The organism is Allobosea sp. 10L422 (assembly GCF_056395345.1).
This window is the reverse complement of the sequence record NZ_JBFTJI010000003.1, coordinates 285,080-301,115: the sequence shown is the minus strand read 5'-3', so window position 1 is coordinate 301,115 and position 16,036 is coordinate 285,080. Positions and strand designations below refer to the sequence as shown.

14 protein-coding genes are annotated in these 16,036 nt (G+C 67.4%); 8 read left to right on the top strand and 6 right to left on the bottom strand.

Translation table 11 applies throughout. The features are described 5' to 3' along the window. Positions 1-165, bottom strand: a complete 165-nt coding sequence (locus tag AC1DEZ_RS09640) for a hypothetical protein (RefSeq protein WP_476779583.1) — start codon at positions 163-165, stop codon at positions 1-3. Between AC1DEZ_RS09640 and AC1DEZ_RS09635 the strand changes: the two genes are divergently transcribed. The 4 genes from AC1DEZ_RS09635 to AC1DEZ_RS09620 are packed head-to-tail and all read left to right on the top strand — an operon-like array spanning position 158 to position 7,244. Beyond that, positions 158-943, top strand: a complete 786-nt coding sequence (locus AC1DEZ_RS09635; protein WP_476779582.1) for an IclR family transcriptional regulator — start codon at positions 158-160, stop codon at positions 941-943. The genes AC1DEZ_RS09640 and AC1DEZ_RS09635 overlap by 8 nt on opposite strands. Then, on the top strand, positions 940-4,788 hold the full coding sequence (locus AC1DEZ_RS09630) for a hydantoinase B/oxoprolinase family protein (RefSeq protein WP_476779581.1): 3,849 nt from the start codon (positions 940-942) through the stop codon (positions 4,786-4,788). Before AC1DEZ_RS09635 ends, AC1DEZ_RS09630 begins: the two co-directional genes overlap by 4 nt. A gap of 54 nt (positions 4,789-4,842) precedes the next feature. Next, positions 4,843-6,513: an OPT/YSL family transporter gene (locus AC1DEZ_RS09625; RefSeq protein ID WP_476779580.1), complete on the top strand. Its 1,671-nt coding sequence runs from the start codon at positions 4,843-4,845 to the stop codon at positions 6,511-6,513. A 59-nt stretch (positions 6,514-6,572) separates the two neighbouring features. After that, positions 6,573-7,244, top strand: a complete 672-nt coding sequence (locus AC1DEZ_RS09620; RefSeq protein WP_476779579.1) for an AroM family protein — start codon at positions 6,573-6,575, stop codon at positions 7,242-7,244. A 76-nt stretch (positions 7,245-7,320) separates the two neighbouring features. On the opposite strand, the gene AC1DEZ_RS09615 is transcribed toward AC1DEZ_RS09620, so the two are convergent. The 4 genes from AC1DEZ_RS09615 to AC1DEZ_RS09600 all read right to left on the bottom strand — a co-directional run bounded on the left by AC1DEZ_RS09615 (position 7,321) and on the right by AC1DEZ_RS09600 (position 11,874). After that, positions 7,321-8,226: a TorF family putative porin gene (locus tag AC1DEZ_RS09615; RefSeq protein WP_441511623.1), complete on the bottom strand. Its 906-nt coding sequence runs from the start codon at positions 8,224-8,226 to the stop codon at positions 7,321-7,323. Positions 8,227-8,438: 212 nt separating this feature from the next. Further along, on the bottom strand, positions 8,439-9,851 hold the full coding sequence (locus tag AC1DEZ_RS09610; RefSeq protein ID WP_476779578.1) for a L,D-transpeptidase family protein: 1,413 nt from the start codon (positions 9,849-9,851) through the stop codon (positions 8,439-8,441). A gap of 198 nt (positions 9,852-10,049) precedes the next feature. Continuing rightward, the gene (locus AC1DEZ_RS09605) at positions 10,050-11,003 is read right to left on the bottom strand and encodes an acetyl-CoA carboxylase carboxyltransferase subunit alpha (protein WP_476779577.1); all 954 of its coding nucleotides are present in this window, start codon (positions 11,001-11,003) and stop codon (positions 10,050-10,052) included. A gap of 103 nt (positions 11,004-11,106) precedes the next feature. Beyond that, positions 11,107-11,874: a class I SAM-dependent methyltransferase gene (locus tag AC1DEZ_RS09600; RefSeq protein ID WP_476779576.1), complete on the bottom strand. Its 768-nt coding sequence runs from the start codon at positions 11,872-11,874 to the stop codon at positions 11,107-11,109. A gap of 160 nt (positions 11,875-12,034) precedes the next feature. Between AC1DEZ_RS09600 and gloB the strand changes: the two genes are divergently transcribed. The 3 genes from gloB to AC1DEZ_RS09585 are packed head-to-tail and all read left to right on the top strand — an operon-like array spanning position 12,035 to position 14,023. Continuing rightward, complete coding sequence (gene gloB, locus AC1DEZ_RS09595; protein WP_476779575.1) at positions 12,035-12,799, top strand: hydroxyacylglutathione hydrolase; 765 nt, start codon at positions 12,035-12,037, stop codon at positions 12,797-12,799. Positions 12,800-12,801: 2 nt separating this feature from the next. Next, positions 12,802-13,263: a cupin domain-containing protein gene (locus tag AC1DEZ_RS09590; protein WP_476779574.1), complete on the top strand. Its 462-nt coding sequence runs from the start codon at positions 12,802-12,804 to the stop codon at positions 13,261-13,263. A 1-nt stretch (position 13,264) separates the two neighbouring features. Beyond that, positions 13,265-14,023, top strand: coding sequence for a GNAT family N-acetyltransferase (locus tag AC1DEZ_RS09585; RefSeq protein WP_476779573.1), 759 nt, complete (start codon positions 13,265-13,267; stop codon positions 14,021-14,023). 105 nt (positions 14,024-14,128) lie between these two features. On the opposite strand, the gene AC1DEZ_RS09580 is transcribed toward AC1DEZ_RS09585, so the two are convergent. After that, positions 14,129-14,605 (bottom strand): DUF2938 domain-containing protein, encoded by a 477-nt coding sequence (locus tag AC1DEZ_RS09580; protein ID WP_476779572.1) that lies wholly within the window; start codon positions 14,603-14,605, stop codon positions 14,129-14,131. 182 nt (positions 14,606-14,787) lie between these two features. Here AC1DEZ_RS09580 and AC1DEZ_RS09575 point away from each other — a divergent pair, with 182 nt between their 5' ends. Further along, positions 14,788-15,885: an ROK family protein gene (locus AC1DEZ_RS09575; protein ID WP_476779571.1), complete on the top strand. Its 1,098-nt coding sequence runs from the start codon at positions 14,788-14,790 to the stop codon at positions 15,883-15,885. The last annotated feature ends 151 nt before the right edge of the window (positions 15,886-16,036 follow it).

Here is a 16,036-nt window from a genome sequence, read left to right as displayed (position 1 = left end):
TCAACGCGGGGGATACAGCCGGGCTTGGCCGGCGTCGAGACGGCCGAGCGCGTTGCGGCCGGGTGGGATCACAGGATTGACATCTTCATCAACCGGCGTATCGTTCCTTTTATTGCAACTCAAGTTCTGTTTAATGGAACTTTTAGGACCGATCTCGATGTCCATCCTGTCGTCGGCCGTGGATGTGCTTCGTTGCTTCTCCAGCACGCGTCACGATGTGACGGTGACCGATCTCGTGTCGCTGCTGGGCATGCCGAAGAGCAACGCCTCGCGGCTGCTGCGGGCGATGCGGGACGAGGGGCTGCTGGAAACCGTCGGCGACAGCAAGCGCTATCGCCCTTCGCTGCTGCTCAATCAGGTCGGGCATCTCTATCGTTTCGCGGCCTCGCTGATCGACCGCGCCGATGCTGTGGTCGGCAGAATCTCCGATCAGATCGGCCATACCGGCTACATCAGCGTCCGGCGCGGCAACGAGATCGTCGGTGTCACCGCCCATCCCGGCAGCCATGCGCTGCGCGTCGTCACCGCGATCGGCGACCGCATCCCCGCCTTCGCCTCCAGCACCGGCCGCGCCCTGCTCGCCCGGCTTTCGGACGACGAGGTTCGCGCGCTCTATCCGGCCGGCTTCACCGCACCCTCAGAGACCGCACCGCAGACCATGGACGAGCTTCTGGCTCGCCTCGCGGTCGTCCGCAGCGCGGGCTTTGCCGAATCCCATGACGAGGCGGTGCGCGGCGTGCGAGCCATCTCGGTCGCCGTCGGCGATCCCGTCAGCGGCGACGAGGTGGCGATCTGCATCTCCTTCCCAGCCGCCACGGTGGAGCCGGCCGAGCGCCTCGCCATCATCCGTTCGCTGGGGGAGGGCGGCGCCGAGATCGCGGCCCTGACCCAGGACAAGCGCTTCTTTCCCTTGAATCCTTCCATCGCGGAGACCGCTCCATGAGCAATCGTTGGCGTATCGGCTTCGACATCGGCGGCACCTTCACCGATTTCATCCTCTATGACGGGCAGGAGCGCTCGGTCCGCCTCCACAAGCGCCTGACGACCCCGCACGATCCCTCCGAAGCCGCGCTGATCGGCCTCGGCGAGCTGGTCGATATGGCCGGGATCACGCTCGCCGATGTCGGCGACATCGTCCATGGCACGACGCTGGTCACCAATGCCGTGATCGAGCGCAAGGGCTCCAAGCTCGGCCTGATTACCACGAAGGGCTTCCGCGACATCCTCGAAATGGGGACGGAGCAGCGCTACGACATCTACGACCTGTTCCTGACCTTCCCCGACCCGCTGGTCTCTCGCGAGCATCGCCTCGAGGTGGCCGAGCGCATCGATCGTGACGGCAAGGTCGTGACTGCGCTGGATGCGGAAGCGGTGCGCAATGCGGCGCGCGAATTGGCCGCCGCCGGCTGTGAGGCGATCGCGATCTGCTTCCTCAACAGCTACCGCAATCCGGCGCATGAGCAGGAAGCCGGCCGCATCGTTCGCGAGACCTGCCCCGAGCTCACCGTCTCGCTGTCGAGCGAAGTCGTGGCGGAGATCTGGGAGTACCAGCGTTTCGTCACGACGGCGGCGAACGCCTATGTCCAGCCGTTGATGCGCCGCTACCTCCAGCGGCTGGAGCGCGAGCTTGCGGCCCGCTCCTTCACCGGCGCGCTCAGGCTGATGCATTCGGCCGGCGGCCTGGTCTCGCCCGAGACGGCGCGCACCTTCCCGATCCGCCTGCTCGAAAGCGGCCCGGCCGGCGGCGGCCTCGCGACCGCGCTCTTCGGCGAGCTCGCCGGCCATAAGGACGTGATCTCCTTCGACATGGGTGGCACCACGGCCAAGGCCTGCATGATCGAGGATGGCCGCGCCGAGATCGCGCCGATGCTCGAAGCCGGCCGGGTCAACCGCTTCGCCAAGGGCTCCGGCCTGCCGATCAAGGCCCCCGTCATCGACATGATCGAGATCGGCGCCGGCGGCGGCTCGATCGCCGCCATCGACGAGGTCGGCCTGCTCAAGGTCGGCCCGCATTCGGCCGGTTCCGATCCCGGTCCGGCGTGCTACGGCATGGGCGGCGTGAAGCCGACCGTGACCGACGCCAATCTCGTGCTCGGCTATTACGATCCGAAATTCTTCCTTGGCGGGCGCATGGCGCTCGATCTGGAGGCTGCGCGCAAGGCCGTCTCGACAGTGGCCGCGCCGCTTGGCCTTTCCGTCGAGGAAGCCGCCTGGGGAATCCACAAGGTCGTGGTCGAGAGCATGGGCGCAGCCGCCCGCGTCCATCTCGTCGAGAAGGGCAAGGACCCCCGCCATTACGCCATGGTCGGCTTCGGTGGCGCCGGCCCGGCGCATGCCGTCGACGTCGCCCGCGTGCTCGGCGTCAAGCAGGTCATCATCCCGCCGGCCTCCGGCGCGGCCTCGGCGCTCGGCTTCCTTGCCGCGCCACTCTCCTTCGACATGGTGCGCTCGCTGCCCGTCGAGTTCTCGGAAGGCTTCGATGCCGCCGCGGTCAACGCGATGCTCGGCCAGCTCGAAACGGAAGGTCGCAAGCACCTGATCGAAGCAGGGGTGAAGCCGGAGGACGTCACGGTCGAACGCACGGCCGATATGCGCCTTGTCGGCCAGATGCACGACATCTCCGTGCCGCTGCCATCAGGCACCATCGATGCGTCGAGCCTGGATGCCATCCGCGCGGCCTTCAGCAAGGCTTATTCCGCCCGCTATACCTCGGTCTATGAGGGCGCGCGGCTGGAGGCGATCAACTTCCGCGTCCGCTGCGCCGGTCCGGTTCCGACGCTCTCGCTCTCCGGCGCGGCCGGCGGTGGCAATGCGGCCGCCAAGATCAAGGGCACCCGCCGCGCCTGGTTCGAGGGCGGCTGGAGCGACGCGGTGGTCTATGATCGCTACGCCCTGCGCTCCGGCGACACCGTCGAGGGGCCGGCCATCATCGAGGAGCGCGAGGCGACCACGATCGTGCCGCCCGGCGACAGCGTCGCCATCGACGATGTCCTGAACCTCATCATTCATGTCGGTCAGGCGAATGCGGTCGAGACCTCGATCACCGCCGACATGCCGCTGGCTGAGGCCGCGCGCCGGATCGAGGCCGATCCGATCTCGCTGGAGATCATGTGGAGCCGGATGATCAACGTCGTCGAGGAGATGTGGCTGACGGTCTGCCGCACCGCCTTCTCGCTGGTGATCTCGGAAGCGCAGGATTTCGCCTGCGAACTGCTCGATCCGGAAGGCGAGACGCTGGCGCATTCGCCGCGCGCCATGCCGGTCTTCAACCTGACGCTGCCGCGCGCGGTCAAGGCGCTGCTGGAGCGCTATCCGGCGGAGACGCTGAAGCCGGGCGACGTGCTGATCACCAACGATCCCTGGCTATGCGCCGGCCATCTCTTCGACATCGCGGTGGTGACGCCGGTCTTCCTCGGCGAGCGCGTCGTCGGGCTGATGGGGACCGTCGGCCATGTCTCCGATATCGGCGGCACCAAGGACTCGCTGCGCGCCCGCGAGATCTACGAGGAAGGCTTCCAGATCCCGCCGATGAAGCTCTACGAAGCCGGCCGGATCAATGAGACGCTGGTTCGCCTGCTCGGCGAGAACGTCCGCAACTCTGAGCAGGTGCTCGGCGATCTCCACTCCTTCGTCGCGGCCAATGCGATCGGCGCCGAGCGTTTGCAGTCCTTCCTCACCGATTACGGCATGCAGGACCTCAGGGCGCTCGCCCATGTCGTGCAGAGCCGATCGGAAAAGGCGATGCGCGAGGCGATCCGCGCGCTGCCTGATGGAACCTATCACGGCACCGTCTCCAACAACCCGCTGGGCACGCCGATGACCTATCCGCTGGCGCTGACGGTGAAGGGCGACACGATCCATCTCGACTTCGCCGGCGCGCCGCCGCAGCTCCCGCAGGGCGGGCTGAACTGCACGCTCAACTACACGATGGCGCATGCGACCTATCCGCTGAAATGCATGCTGACGCCATCAGTGCGCGGCAATGCCGGCTGCTACCGCGCCTTCTCGATCGATGCGCCGAAGGGCTCGATCCTGAACTGCGACAAGCCGCTGGCGGTGAACCTGCGCACCCGCACCGGCTGGTATCTGGCGCCGAACATCTTCCGCGCGCTGTCCAAGGCGGCGCCGAAGCAGGTGCAGGCCTTCACCGGCCTCCCCGTCGCGGCGAGCGTCTATGGCCGCGACCAGGCCGGCGACACCTATTCCGACATGCTCTTCGTCGGGGGCGGCCAGGGCGGCTCGGCCCATGGCGACGGCAAGTCGGGACTGCTCTACCCGACCTCGGCGGCGAACACCTCGATCGAGACCTTCGAGTCGCGCGTGCCGGTTCTGGTGGTCGAAAAGACCTATCTCACCGACTCCGGCGGCGCCGGGCAGCATCGCGGCGGTCTCGGCCAGCGCGTGCGGCTGCGCAAGCTCTCCGATGACGGGCTTCCGACGCTGGTCTCGCTCTATCCGGAAGGGGTCAACAACCCGATCCCCGGCCTGTTCGGCGGCAAGGCCGGCGGCGGAGCCTCCGGCCGGGTCATCGACGAGCAGGGCCATGTGCTGAAGGACGTCGGCACCGGCGAGCTCGTCCAGGTCAAGGAAACGCATGAGATCGTCGAGCTCGTGCTCGCCGGCGGCGCCGGCTACGGGCCGGCCGCCGAGCGCTCGCGGGAGGCGATCGCCCGCGACATCGCGCTCGGCCTTGTCTCACCCGACGCGGCCAAGCGGGACTACGGCGTGCAGGGAGCGCATGCCACGCAGGACGTGGGCGAGGCCAAGGCCGGCATCCTGGTTGCCTGACGGGCTGCATCGAAACGCAAACAGCCCGCAAGGGGCGATTATGGGGACCGAGGCATGAACAATCCGACTGAAGGGGGGCCACGGCGGCACCCCAGCCTGTTCGAGCCGGCGACGCTGCTGCTCATCGCCGTGCTCTGCGTCTTCGGCGCGATCATCGGCATGCAGCTTCTGGTGTCGCTCGGCATCACCGCCAATACCTCGCTGATCGGCGCGCTCGCGGCCATGGCGCTGGCGCGCGTGCCGCTCGCGATCTTTGCCCGCTACCGCTCGATCCATGTGCAGAACCTGGCTCAGAGCGCGATCTCCTCGGCCACTTTTGGCGCGGCGAACAGCCTGCTCCTGCCGGTCGGCATTCCCTGGCTGCTCGGCCGGCCGGACCTCGTGCTGCCGATGCTGGCCGGCGCCTTCTTCGCGATGTTGCTGGACGCCTATCTGCTCTACCGGATGTTCGATTCCCGCGTCTTCCCGGCGACGGGCGCCTGGCCTCCGGGCGTCGCCGCCGCCGAGGCGATCAAGGCCGGCGACGAGGGTGGCCGCAAGGCGGTGCTGATGGGCATCGGCTTCGGCACCGGCGTCGTCGCCTCCTTCATCAAGATCCCGCTGGCCTGGATCGGCTTCGCCGGCTCGGCCGCCGTCACCGGCATCCCGATGTCGGCCTTCGGCGTTGCCTTCATCGGCAATGTCTGGGCGCTCACGATGTTCGGCGTCGGCCTGCTGCTGCGCGGCTATTCCGGCCAGCTCTTCGGGGGGCCGGCTTTCGAGACCATCATCCCGAAGGGCGACCTGATGGCCGCCTATATCCCGCACGGCTTCATGATCGGCGCCGGCCTCGTTGCGCTGCTGCAGGTCGCGCTGCTGCTGTTGCGACCGAGCGATGCCAGGAAGAACGAGCCAAAGGCAGGAGTTGGCGATGCGGAGGTGCGCCGTGCGCTCGGCCTCGGCACGATCGGCTATCTCGCCATCGCCATCTTCATTGCGCTGGTTGGCGGTCTGATGAGCGAGATGTCAGCGGGCATGCTGATCCTGTTCGTGCTCTACGCCGCCTTCGCGGCCTATGTGCATGAGCTGATCGTCGGCCTCGCCGCGATGCATTCCGGCTGGTTCCCGGCCTTCGCGGTGGCGCTGATCACGCTGATCATCGGCATGCTCATCGGATTCCCGATGCCGGCGCTGGCGCTGCTCGTCGGCTTCTCCGCCGCAACCGGGCCTGCCTTCGCCGATATGGGCTACGACCTGAAGGCCGGCTATCTGCTGCGCGGCAATGGCGCCGACCCGGCCTTCGAGCTTGATGGCCGCCGCCAGCAGCTCTTCGCCGCGATGTTCGCCTTCGTCGTCGCCGGCGCGGTCGTGCTGTTCTCGTACCAGTCCTTCTTCGACCAGAACCTCGTCGCCCCCGTGAACAAGGTCTATGCCGCGACGATCAAGGCCGGCGTTGCTGATGGCGTCGCCTGGCAGCTCTTCCTCTGGGCGATYCCSGGCGCGATCCTGCAGTTCATCGGCGGGCCGAAGCGGCAGATTGGCGTACTCTTTGCCACCGGCCTTCTGATCGGCTTCCCGATGGCGGGCTGGGCGGTGCTGGCCGGCATCCTCTGCCGCGTGGTCTGGGAAAAGCTGCGCGGCAAGAGCGGCGAGGGCGACATGGAGGTCTTTGCTGCGGGCGTCATCGCCGGCGACGCAATCTTCTCCTTCTTCGACTCCGTCTCGAAGAATTTCTGGAAGCGTTGAGGGACCGAGGCCCGGACGAGAAACCGCCCGGGCCTCTTTCTTCTGTGCAGGACGAGACCATGAGCAAGCTCGGAACCCTCACCATCGGCCAGGCGCCGCGGGCCGACATCACGCCGATCCTGGATGCCGTGCTCAATGCGGACCTGCCCCGACGCCATGCCGGCGTGCTGGACGGTCTCAGCCGGGCTGAGATCGAACGCGATTTAGCCGCATTGCCGGGCCAGCCGGTGCTGATCACGAAGCTGCTCGACGGCAGCGCCGTCGTCATCGACCGCACCCGGACCGAGAAGGCGGCGCAGCGCAAGCTCGCTCTGCTGGAGGCCGAGGGCTGCGGCACCATCCTGATGCTCTGCACCGGCCATTTCGAAAGCCTGAGCACGCAAAAGGCGCGGCTCGTCGAGCCGGACCGCATCCTGCCGCCGGCCGTGGCGGCGCTGACGCAAGGCGCGCAGCTGGGGATCATCGTGCCTCTGGCCGAACAGATTTCGTCAGAGGCCGGCAAATGGGCGCCGCTCGGCCGGGCGCCTCTCTATGCCGCTGCCTCCCCTTATGGCGGCGGGGGGACTTCGGTTGCGGAAGCCGCGCGCGAACTGGCCGGACGCGGGGCCGAAATCCTGCTGATGGATTGCATGGGCTTCGTCGAGCGTCATCGCCACGAGGCGGCGGAGGCTGGCCTGCCGGTGATCCTTTCCAACAGCCTGATCGCCAAGCTGGTGTCCGAGATCGTCTGACGGCACCGTCGTCCTGCCAGAATGAGAAAGGCCGCCTGCGAGGCGGCCTTTCCTTGGGGCTGGGCCGCTTGGAGGCTTACTTGGCGGCGAAGACGCCGAGGCTGCTGGCGGTGATATCGAAGGAGAGCGTCGCGACGACGGCGGCGCCGCACCAGTTGGAACGACCCGTGCCGGTGGCGATGCCGCGCGGATCGGCCGTCAGCAGGAAGCAGTTGTTCTTGGACAGGTCGGTGTCGTGGTAGCGCAGATCGGCGGTAACGTTCTTCCAGGTATAGGAGACGCCGGCGTTCCAGTAGGTGTAGTCGGGCAGGTTGGTCGGCGGCACGGTCGACCAGATCGCGAGGTTGGTGGTGCCGAGCCAGTAATGGCCGAGCTCGCCGGAGACCGAGAGACCCTCGAGGAAGGGCAGGCTGTACTTGGCCGTCAGCGAGGCGTAGGTGCCGCTCGCGCCGGTCCCGAGCCAGTCCCAGGCGTAGAAGACGTTGGCGCCGAGCGTCAGGCTCTCGGCGAAGGTGTAGGAGACCTTGCCGTAGACTTCGGTGAAGTCGGTGTTCTTCGGCGTCCAGAACACGCCGGCGCCGTCGATCAACTGCTTTTCGGCGGGATAGTAATACTGCCAGACGCCGAAATCGAAGGAGAGGTCGCCGAATTTCGGCCGGATGCCGCCGTAGAAGTCGATCTCCGCGGTCGGGCTCGTCGCCAGATCGACGTTGGAGCCGTAGACGCCGAGATAGAACAGATTGTTGTAGATCTGCAGCTCGGCGCCGCCCTGGATGGCCGGCTTGCGATCGGTCTGCGAGATGCCGCGGAAATTGTAGTCGGTCATGCCCTTCACGCTGAGGGCGATATCGAACCAGGTGATCGCCGGAACGACCGGGGCGGGCGGCGGGCCTTTCTTGCTCGGCAGGTCTGAGGCCTGTGCCACGCCGACAGCGGCGGCCAGACCCAGTCCTAGAATCGAGGAACGGAAACGAACGGACATCTGCAGGAACCCCCTTGCCGCGCATTGATTGCGCTGTCGTCCCAGCAAGCGGACGAGACCGACTTGGGCAAGACGAGGTTTTGGGCGCTTCGCCCACGCAAAAAGCAAAGGCCCCCGAATGGAGGGCCTTCGCGCCTGCGAAATAAGCAAGCCCGTTTTATCCGTTGCGCTGTTGCATTTGCGTCACGCGACCAGTGACTGTTTTCGATGGGTCAGCGCGTCGCGGCCTGACTTGCATAGCCGGCCGTGGACTGGTCCAGGCTGGACGTCTTGAGCCCATTGGCCCGGCGCGGCGGGAGCGGGGCGCTGGTGGCTGTCGGCGTCGCCGGAACGACCGATGCGATCGGCGCGCTGCCGACACCCTGGTCGGCCGTAGCGCTGGAGCCGCCGCCGAAGACCGGCATGAAGCTGAGCGCGCGTTGCAGCAGGGGCTTTTCCTCTGCGGGAGCCACGGTCGCGACCGGCGTCGAACCCGCGCTTGCGAGAACCGGCGCCTGGAGGGCGTTGCCGGGCGCGACCTTGGCCAGCTGGGTCGCAGCCGGAGCTGCTGGCGGGCGCGGCGCGGCGGCAGGCTTGGCGGCCACTTCCGGCGGGGCAGCGGCGATGGCGGCGAGAACGGCGTCATTGTCGGCCGAAGCGGCGCGGATGGTGGCCTTCGCCTGGCCCTTGTCGTCGAGCACGACGACGCGCGGGCCGATCGACAGGGCGTCGGCGCGGCTGACGCCGACATCCTTCGAGGCCCAGGAAGCGGAGCGGTTGAGCGCATCGGAGCCGCCGGAGAGCAGCGTCTGCTTGAAGGACGCGTGCTGGTCGCCGTCATCATAGATCAGCCGGATCGCCGGCGTGCCCTTGGCGACCAGCGAGGCGACCTGGACCTCGTCCTGCTGGCGCTTCGCGGCGACGGCGGCTGGAGCCGAGCCGCCGTTGAAGACATAGCGACCGCCGGCCACGGCGACGGCGGGCTCATTCCGGGTGACCTCGAAATAGTCCGTGCCTTCCTTCAGGTTCTTCCAGAAGGCGATGTTCGGGTCGAGACGGTGCTTGGCGAGGTTCTCAGGCGTCATCCGGAAGGGCAGGGCCTGCATCTGCACGGCGCGCTGGCCAGCATTTTGCGCCTCGCGCACCAGCGCGTAGATCTCGCCGATCTGGTCGTCCGTCATCGAGTAGCAACCGGCCGAGGAGCAGGCACCATGGACCATCAGGTGCGCGCCGGTGCGGCCATGCGCCCGGTCATAGGCATTGGGGTAGCCCATGTTGAACGAGACGTAATAGGACGAGTTCGGGTTCATCTGCTGGGGCGCGATGGCATAGAAGCCCTCGGGCGCCATGCGGTCGCCTTCGCGCACTTTCGGGCCGAGCTGGCCGGACCAGCGGCACATCGGGAAGGTCTTGAGCAGGGCGTATTGGCCGTCGGCCTTGCGCTTCCAGACCTCGAGCTCCGACTCCTTCTTGTAGGAGCGGATCAGGATCGGTTGATCCTTGCTCATGCCCTTCTCGGACATCAGCGCGTAGGTCGCGGTCGGGATCGGGATGTTGTGCCGGGCGGAGCCGCGATAACGCTCCTCCTCACAGGCCGCCAGCGTCAATGCAACAAAAGCCACGAGCGCGAGTTGCTTGATTGCCACGTCGTCATTCCCATCGAACGGCAGGCCCAGAGTGCGACCTGTGACTTCGCAAGAGGGCCAAATTGTGCCCGTCGACTCGTTGTAGAAGCGTTAGCCTTGAGGGTTCCTTACCATAGGCTTGCCCCGTCTGGCCACATGGTCAACGGCCGGTAAAGAACCCTGCTTTCGCTGGTGCGAGATATCGCGCGCAAAGATTGCTCAGAGATTGCGCCCGATCGCGAGGAATTTTTCGGCGCGTTTTGCAACGATATCCTCGCCGCTGAGGCCGGCCAGATCGCCGAGCGCAGCTGCGATCGCATCGCCCGCGCGGCTGATCGCCGCGTGCGCGTCGCGATGGGCGCCACCGGTCGGCTCCTGCACGATCCGGTCGATGATCCCGAACTTCAGCAGGTCCTGCGCCGTGATCTTCATGCCGGTCGCCGCGTCCTGCGCGCGGCCGGTGTCGCGCCAGAGGATAGAGGCCGCGCCTTCGGGCGAGATCACCGAATAGATCGCATGCTCCAGCATGAGCACGCGGCTGGCGGCGGCGATGGCGATGGCTCCGCCCGAGCCGCCCTCGCCGATGACGAGCGCGACGCTGGGGCTGCGCAGCCCGAGCCAGGTCTCCGTGGAGCGTGCGATGGCCTCGGCCTGGCCGCGCTCCTCGGCCTCAATGCCGGGATAGGCGCCGGCGGTGTCGACGAAGCTCAGCACCGGCAGGCCGAAGCGGTCGGCCGTTTCGGCGAGGCGCACCGCCTTGCGGTAGCCTTCGGGCTTGGGCATGCCGAAATTGTGCCGGATGCGGGTCTCGGTCGAATCGCCCTTTTCCTGGCCGATGATGCAGACCGGCTCGCCGCGGAAGCGGCCGAAGCCGCCGACGATGGCCTCGTCCTCGCCGAAGGCGCGGTCGCCGGCGAGAGGCGTGAATTCCTCGATCAGCCCGGCGCAGTAATCCTTGAAGTGCGGGCGCTGCGGATGGCGCGCCACCAGCGTCTTCTGCCAGGGCGTCAGCGCCGCATAGATGTCCTTCAGAGCCTGGTTGGCCTTGGCGTCGAGCTTGCCGATCTCTTCCGACAGGGAAATGCCGTCGCCGCGTGCCTCGAGTGCCCGCAATTCATCCGCCTTCGCCTCCAGTTCGGCGACCGGTTTCTCGAAATCCAGATAGCTACGCATCGTGATCCAGTTCAGAATCCGCGCCAAAAATCGGGCGGAACAGCGGTTTACGGCACAACCGGCGCGAAAGGCGGCGGACCTTGGCCGCGACCCGGCGAAAATGTCAACCCGTTCGGCTTTCCGTCGGCGGGGCCGCTGCGCGCGGCGTGGGAGCCGGCTGCGGCAGCAGGACCGGCCGCAACGCGAAGCTGCGCCGCGTCGCGCGCAGGGGCGCGCGACGGTAAAACTGCTTGGTCGCGTCGATGACATGCACGCCCGCAAAGGGCAGCGAGAGGCCGGCGCCGATCTGTTCCCAGACCGGGGCGGAACGCATCAGGAGCCGCCGCTGCAGCGGCGGTACATAAAGCGCCTCCGTCCAATGCTCCGGCGAGAACTCGGCGGCGCGTATCAAGGCGGAGAGCTGGCGGCGGCTGAAGGGGCGGCCCTGGCCGAAGGGCGTGCCGTCCATCCGGGCCCAGAGCCCGCGCCGGTTGGGCACGACCAGGATCATCCGCCCGCCGGGATTTAGCACGCGCGAGACCTCGTCGAGCAGGTCGTCCGGGCTTTCCGTCTCCTCGAGCGCATGGACGAGGACGACCCGGTCGATCGAGGCGGTCGGCAGCGGCAAGAGCGTCGGCTCGACCAGGGCAGAGGCGGAGAGGCCGGGCGTCGGCCAGTTCACGACGCCCTGCGCCGCCGGCATGAAGGCGATGGTCCGCTCCGCCTGCATGCCGAGCACGGAGAGATAGGGCGTCGAGAAGCCGAGGCCGAGGAGCCGCTGACGCGAGCAGTCCGGCCAGAAGCGCAGCATCGTCCGGCCGATGAAGCGCCGGGCCACATGGCCGAGCGGGCTGGCATAGAAGGCGCGCAGATCGACGACGTCGAGAGGCATGGCGCTTGAGATGGAACGCGCGGCGGCCGAACGCAAGGGCTGCGCGGCAGCAGCGGCAGGTGCCGGCTGCGTTGCTGCGGGTTGATCGGGCGCCGGGCATGGCCCATTCAAGAAGACGATCATTCATCGGCCCGTCGGGCCGACCCTGCCGGAGGAAGCCATGCCGCTCGACCTTCACATCTTCCGCACGCTCAGCGACAATGCCGGCGCGCTGCTCCACGATCCCGCCACCGGCGCCTGCGCGGCTATCGACGTGCCCGATGCCGGCGAGATGCTGGCGGCCGCCCGGCAGAAGGGCTGGACGATCAGCGACATCTTCATCACCCACGCGCATCACGATCACACGCAGGGCGTCGCGGAGGTGAAGCAGGCAACCGGCGCCAAGGTTATCGGCCCGGCCGACGCCCGCGCCAGTGCGCCGCTCGACACGGTGGTCGGCGAGGGCGATGTCGTCGCGCTGGGCGGGGAGCGTTTCGAGATCTGGCATACGCCCGGCCATTCCGACGGCCATCTCAGCTATGTCGGGCGCGGCGCGAAGCTCGCGCTTGTCGGCGACGTCGTCTTCGTCATGGGCTGCGGGCGGGTCCAGCCGGGGCAAATGGAGCGGATGTGGATCTCGCTGTCGCGGCTGATGGCGCTGCCGGGCGATACGCGCCTGCTCGGCGGCCATGACTACACTCTGGCCAATGCCCGTTTCGCCCGGTCGGTCGATCCGGCGAACGAGGCGCTCAAGGCGCGCTTCGCCGAGGCCGAGAAGGCCAAGGCGGATGGGCGCTTCTGGGCGCTGACCACGGTGGCGGAGGAACAGGCGACCAACCCGTTCTTCCGGGCCGGCGAGGGCGCTCTCGCCGCTTCCGTCGGGCTGGCGGGCGCTTCGGCCGACAAGGTCTTCGCGGCCCTGCGCGAAGCCAAGAACCGGTTCTGACCATGCCGACGCGGCTGGACGGGCTGACGGCGGCGGAGGTCATCCGGCTGCTCGAACTGAAGCCCCATCCCGAGGGTGGCCATTACCGCGAGACCTTCCGCGATCCGGCCGGGCCGGAGGGCAGGGGCTTCTCGACGGCGATCTATTACCTGCTCGACACCGGCGAGACTTCGGAATGGCACCGGGTCGATGCTGCCGAGATCTGGCATCACTATGCCGGCGCGCCGCTGGTCATCACGGTCTCGCCGAATGGCCACGACGCCTCGGCTCATTATCTCGGCACTGAGCTTGCCGCCGGCGAGCGGCCGCAATTCGTGGTGCCCGCCGGTTGGTGGCAGAGTGCGACCTCGCTCGGCGCCTGGACGCTGGTTGGCTGCACGGTCGCGCCGGGTTTCGAGTTCTCGGGTTTCGAGATGGCGCCGCCGGGCTGGCGGCCGACGCCGCGCAAGCCGGCGGGGGGATGAGATGCTGACGAAGACCGAAGACAGCGCGCTCGTGCTCGGCTGCGAGCGGCGGATCATCAATGCGTGGCCGGCCCTGTCGACGCTCATCGTCGGAGACTGGGCGCTGCGTTTCGCCAATGGCTATTCCGGCCGGGCCAATTCGGCGACACCGCTGGTCTATGGCGCCGAGCTCGACGATGCGACGCTCGATCTGATCGCGGAACTCTATCGCGCCGATGGGTTGGCGCCGAGCATCCGGCTGACGCCGCTCGTCACCGAGGCGACCCGCGCTGCAGTGCTGGAGCGCGGCTATCGGGTCAAGGACAAGTCCTTCGGCCTGATCGCGCCGCTCGGCGGCCTCGACGTTTCCGAAGAGCCCGAATTGCAGATCGAGGCGCGGCCGAGCCTGGAATGGACCGCCGGCGTCGCCGCTCTCCAGAGCGGCATCAAGACCCATGTCGGCAATCTCGCCGCGATCGTCGAGAAAGTCAGGCTGCCGGCCGCCTTCGCCACCTGGCTGGTCGAGGGCGAGGCCGTCGCCTTCGGCATGAGCGTGGCCGAGCGTGGCATGGCCGAGATCGGCCTGATCTGCGTTCACCCCGATCATCGCGGCCATGGCTATGGCCGCAAGATCGTCAGGGGGCTGCTGGGCTGGGCCGGGGCGATGGGCTGTGGCGATGCCTATCTGCAGGTGGAGCAGAGCAACGCCGTCGCGATCAATCTCTACCGCAGCCTCGGCTTCCGCCAGCTCTATAGCTACGAGACCCGTTTGCTCGACTGAAGCCGTCGTTCTCGGGCTTGTTCCGAGACTTCTGGCCGGAAGAGACGCCGGAGCCTTCGCGTCACGAGATGCTCGGGTCAAGCCCGAGCATGACGGCGGAGCAGCTCAGCGGATCAGTAGCGCCGTGCCATAGAGCCCGATGGCGAACAGGGTGTGGCTGACGAAGTTGAGCAGGCGGATCTGACCGGCATTCGGCTTCTTCGAGGCGGCGATGCCCATGCCCATGCCGGGCTGCAGGATGAACCAGCCGCAGCCGATCGTGGCCCAGCCGACGATCAGCGCCGGCAGGAAGGTCGGGTTGCGGGTCCAGTCCGCGCCCCAGATCGCGAGGACGACGCCCGCGAAGGCGATGCCGACGAGATAATGGCAGATCCAGCCAATGGCGAGCTCGCCTGCCACCGGTTGGGATTTGGCGATGTCGGCATGCCACATGCGGCCACGCGGCAGATGGGCGAACCAGCGCCCCGGCATCGCCCAGTTCGGCTTGGGCAGCCCGAAAAGCCGCAGGAGCTGCGCCCAGAGATCGGTGAGCGCCGTCGCGCCTGCCCCGATGACGATCATGCGCAAAATCAGATCAGACACGTTCCGCCCCCAAGGCCGCCTGCCGCGGCTCTTGCCTGTTGGAGCGACGATTGTGGCGGCGGTCAACTGCAGCGCCTGCCTGTCTGCGCGGGGTGCGGGCTGCATGTGGCGCATCGCCCTGGCGTCGGAACCCCGCTCGCCCTTGCCGGGTTGCCTTCGCGAAACCGCGGGGGAGATTCTTCATGGCCACAGCGAATGCCGAAAAACCACACAATGCCGGGACCGGGCCGCATGGCGCTGCCGAGCTGCCCTCGGTCACCGTCACCAGCTACAATCTGGAGGTGCGGGACGATGATGGCTTCGTCGGCGACAAGGCGAGCCGCGGTGCTTTCGTCGAGCATCTCGATGCGCTGCGCAGCCATCTGAAACGCAACGGCGACGATCCGCTGAAGGGCAAGACCGCCGAGATCAGCAAGAAGGAGCTGGATGCGCTGATCAAGGAGGGCGAGGCCGCCGAAGCCGCTCTGGTGCTGAGCGCTGTCGAGGGCTTCGCCCAATCGCTTGCCTTCGTCATCCGCCGCTTCGCGCGCCTGAAGAGCTGGGCCCCGGTCGATCGCATCGTCGTCGGCGGGGGCTTCCGGGAGAGCCGCGTCGGCGAACTCGCCATCGCGCGGGCCGCGATCATCCTGCGCACCGATGGCCGCGATCTCGATCTCGTGCCCGTCAGCCATCATCCGGACGAGGCGGGTCTGGTCGGAAGCGCGCATCTTGCGCCGAAATGGATCTTCGAGGCCTTCGACAGCCTCGTCGCTGTCGATATCGGTGGCTCGAACATCCGCGCCGGGATTGTCGAACTCCGGCAGCAGAAGGCGCCCGATCTGGGCAAGGCCAGAGTCTGGAAATCGGAGCTCTGGCGCCATGCCGATGAGCAGCCGAGCCGCGATGAGGCGATCAAGCGTCTCGGCAAGATGCTGCGGGACCAGATCGCGAATGCCGAGAAGGAGGGCCTGCGGGTCGCGCCCTTCATCGGCGTGGGCTGTCCCGGCCTGATCCAGCCGGACGGCGCGATCGAGCGCGGCGCGCAGAACCTGCCCGGCAACTGGGAAAGCAGCCGCTTCAACCTCGTCGACAGCATCCGCGAACTCGTGCCGGAGATCGGCAATCACGAGACGGAAATCGTGATGCACAACGATGCCGTCATCCAGGGACTGAGCGAGATGCCGGCGATGCAGGACGTCGAAAACTGGGCGGTGCTGACGATCGGGACCGGGCTCGGCAATGCGAGCTATCGCAATCGCACGAGTGCCAAGGAAACCGGTAAAGCAGCAGGCAAACGCTGATCCCGGCATAGATCGTGCCATCTTCAGGTCGTGTTTTGCGGCGATGAGCGGGCCGCAGCCGCGATCTGGCTCGCCATGTCCGCTTGCCATCCGAGGAGCATCCGCTTTGCCGGCCGCCGAATTCCGCTCTCCGTCTTGCCTTGCGCGCAAG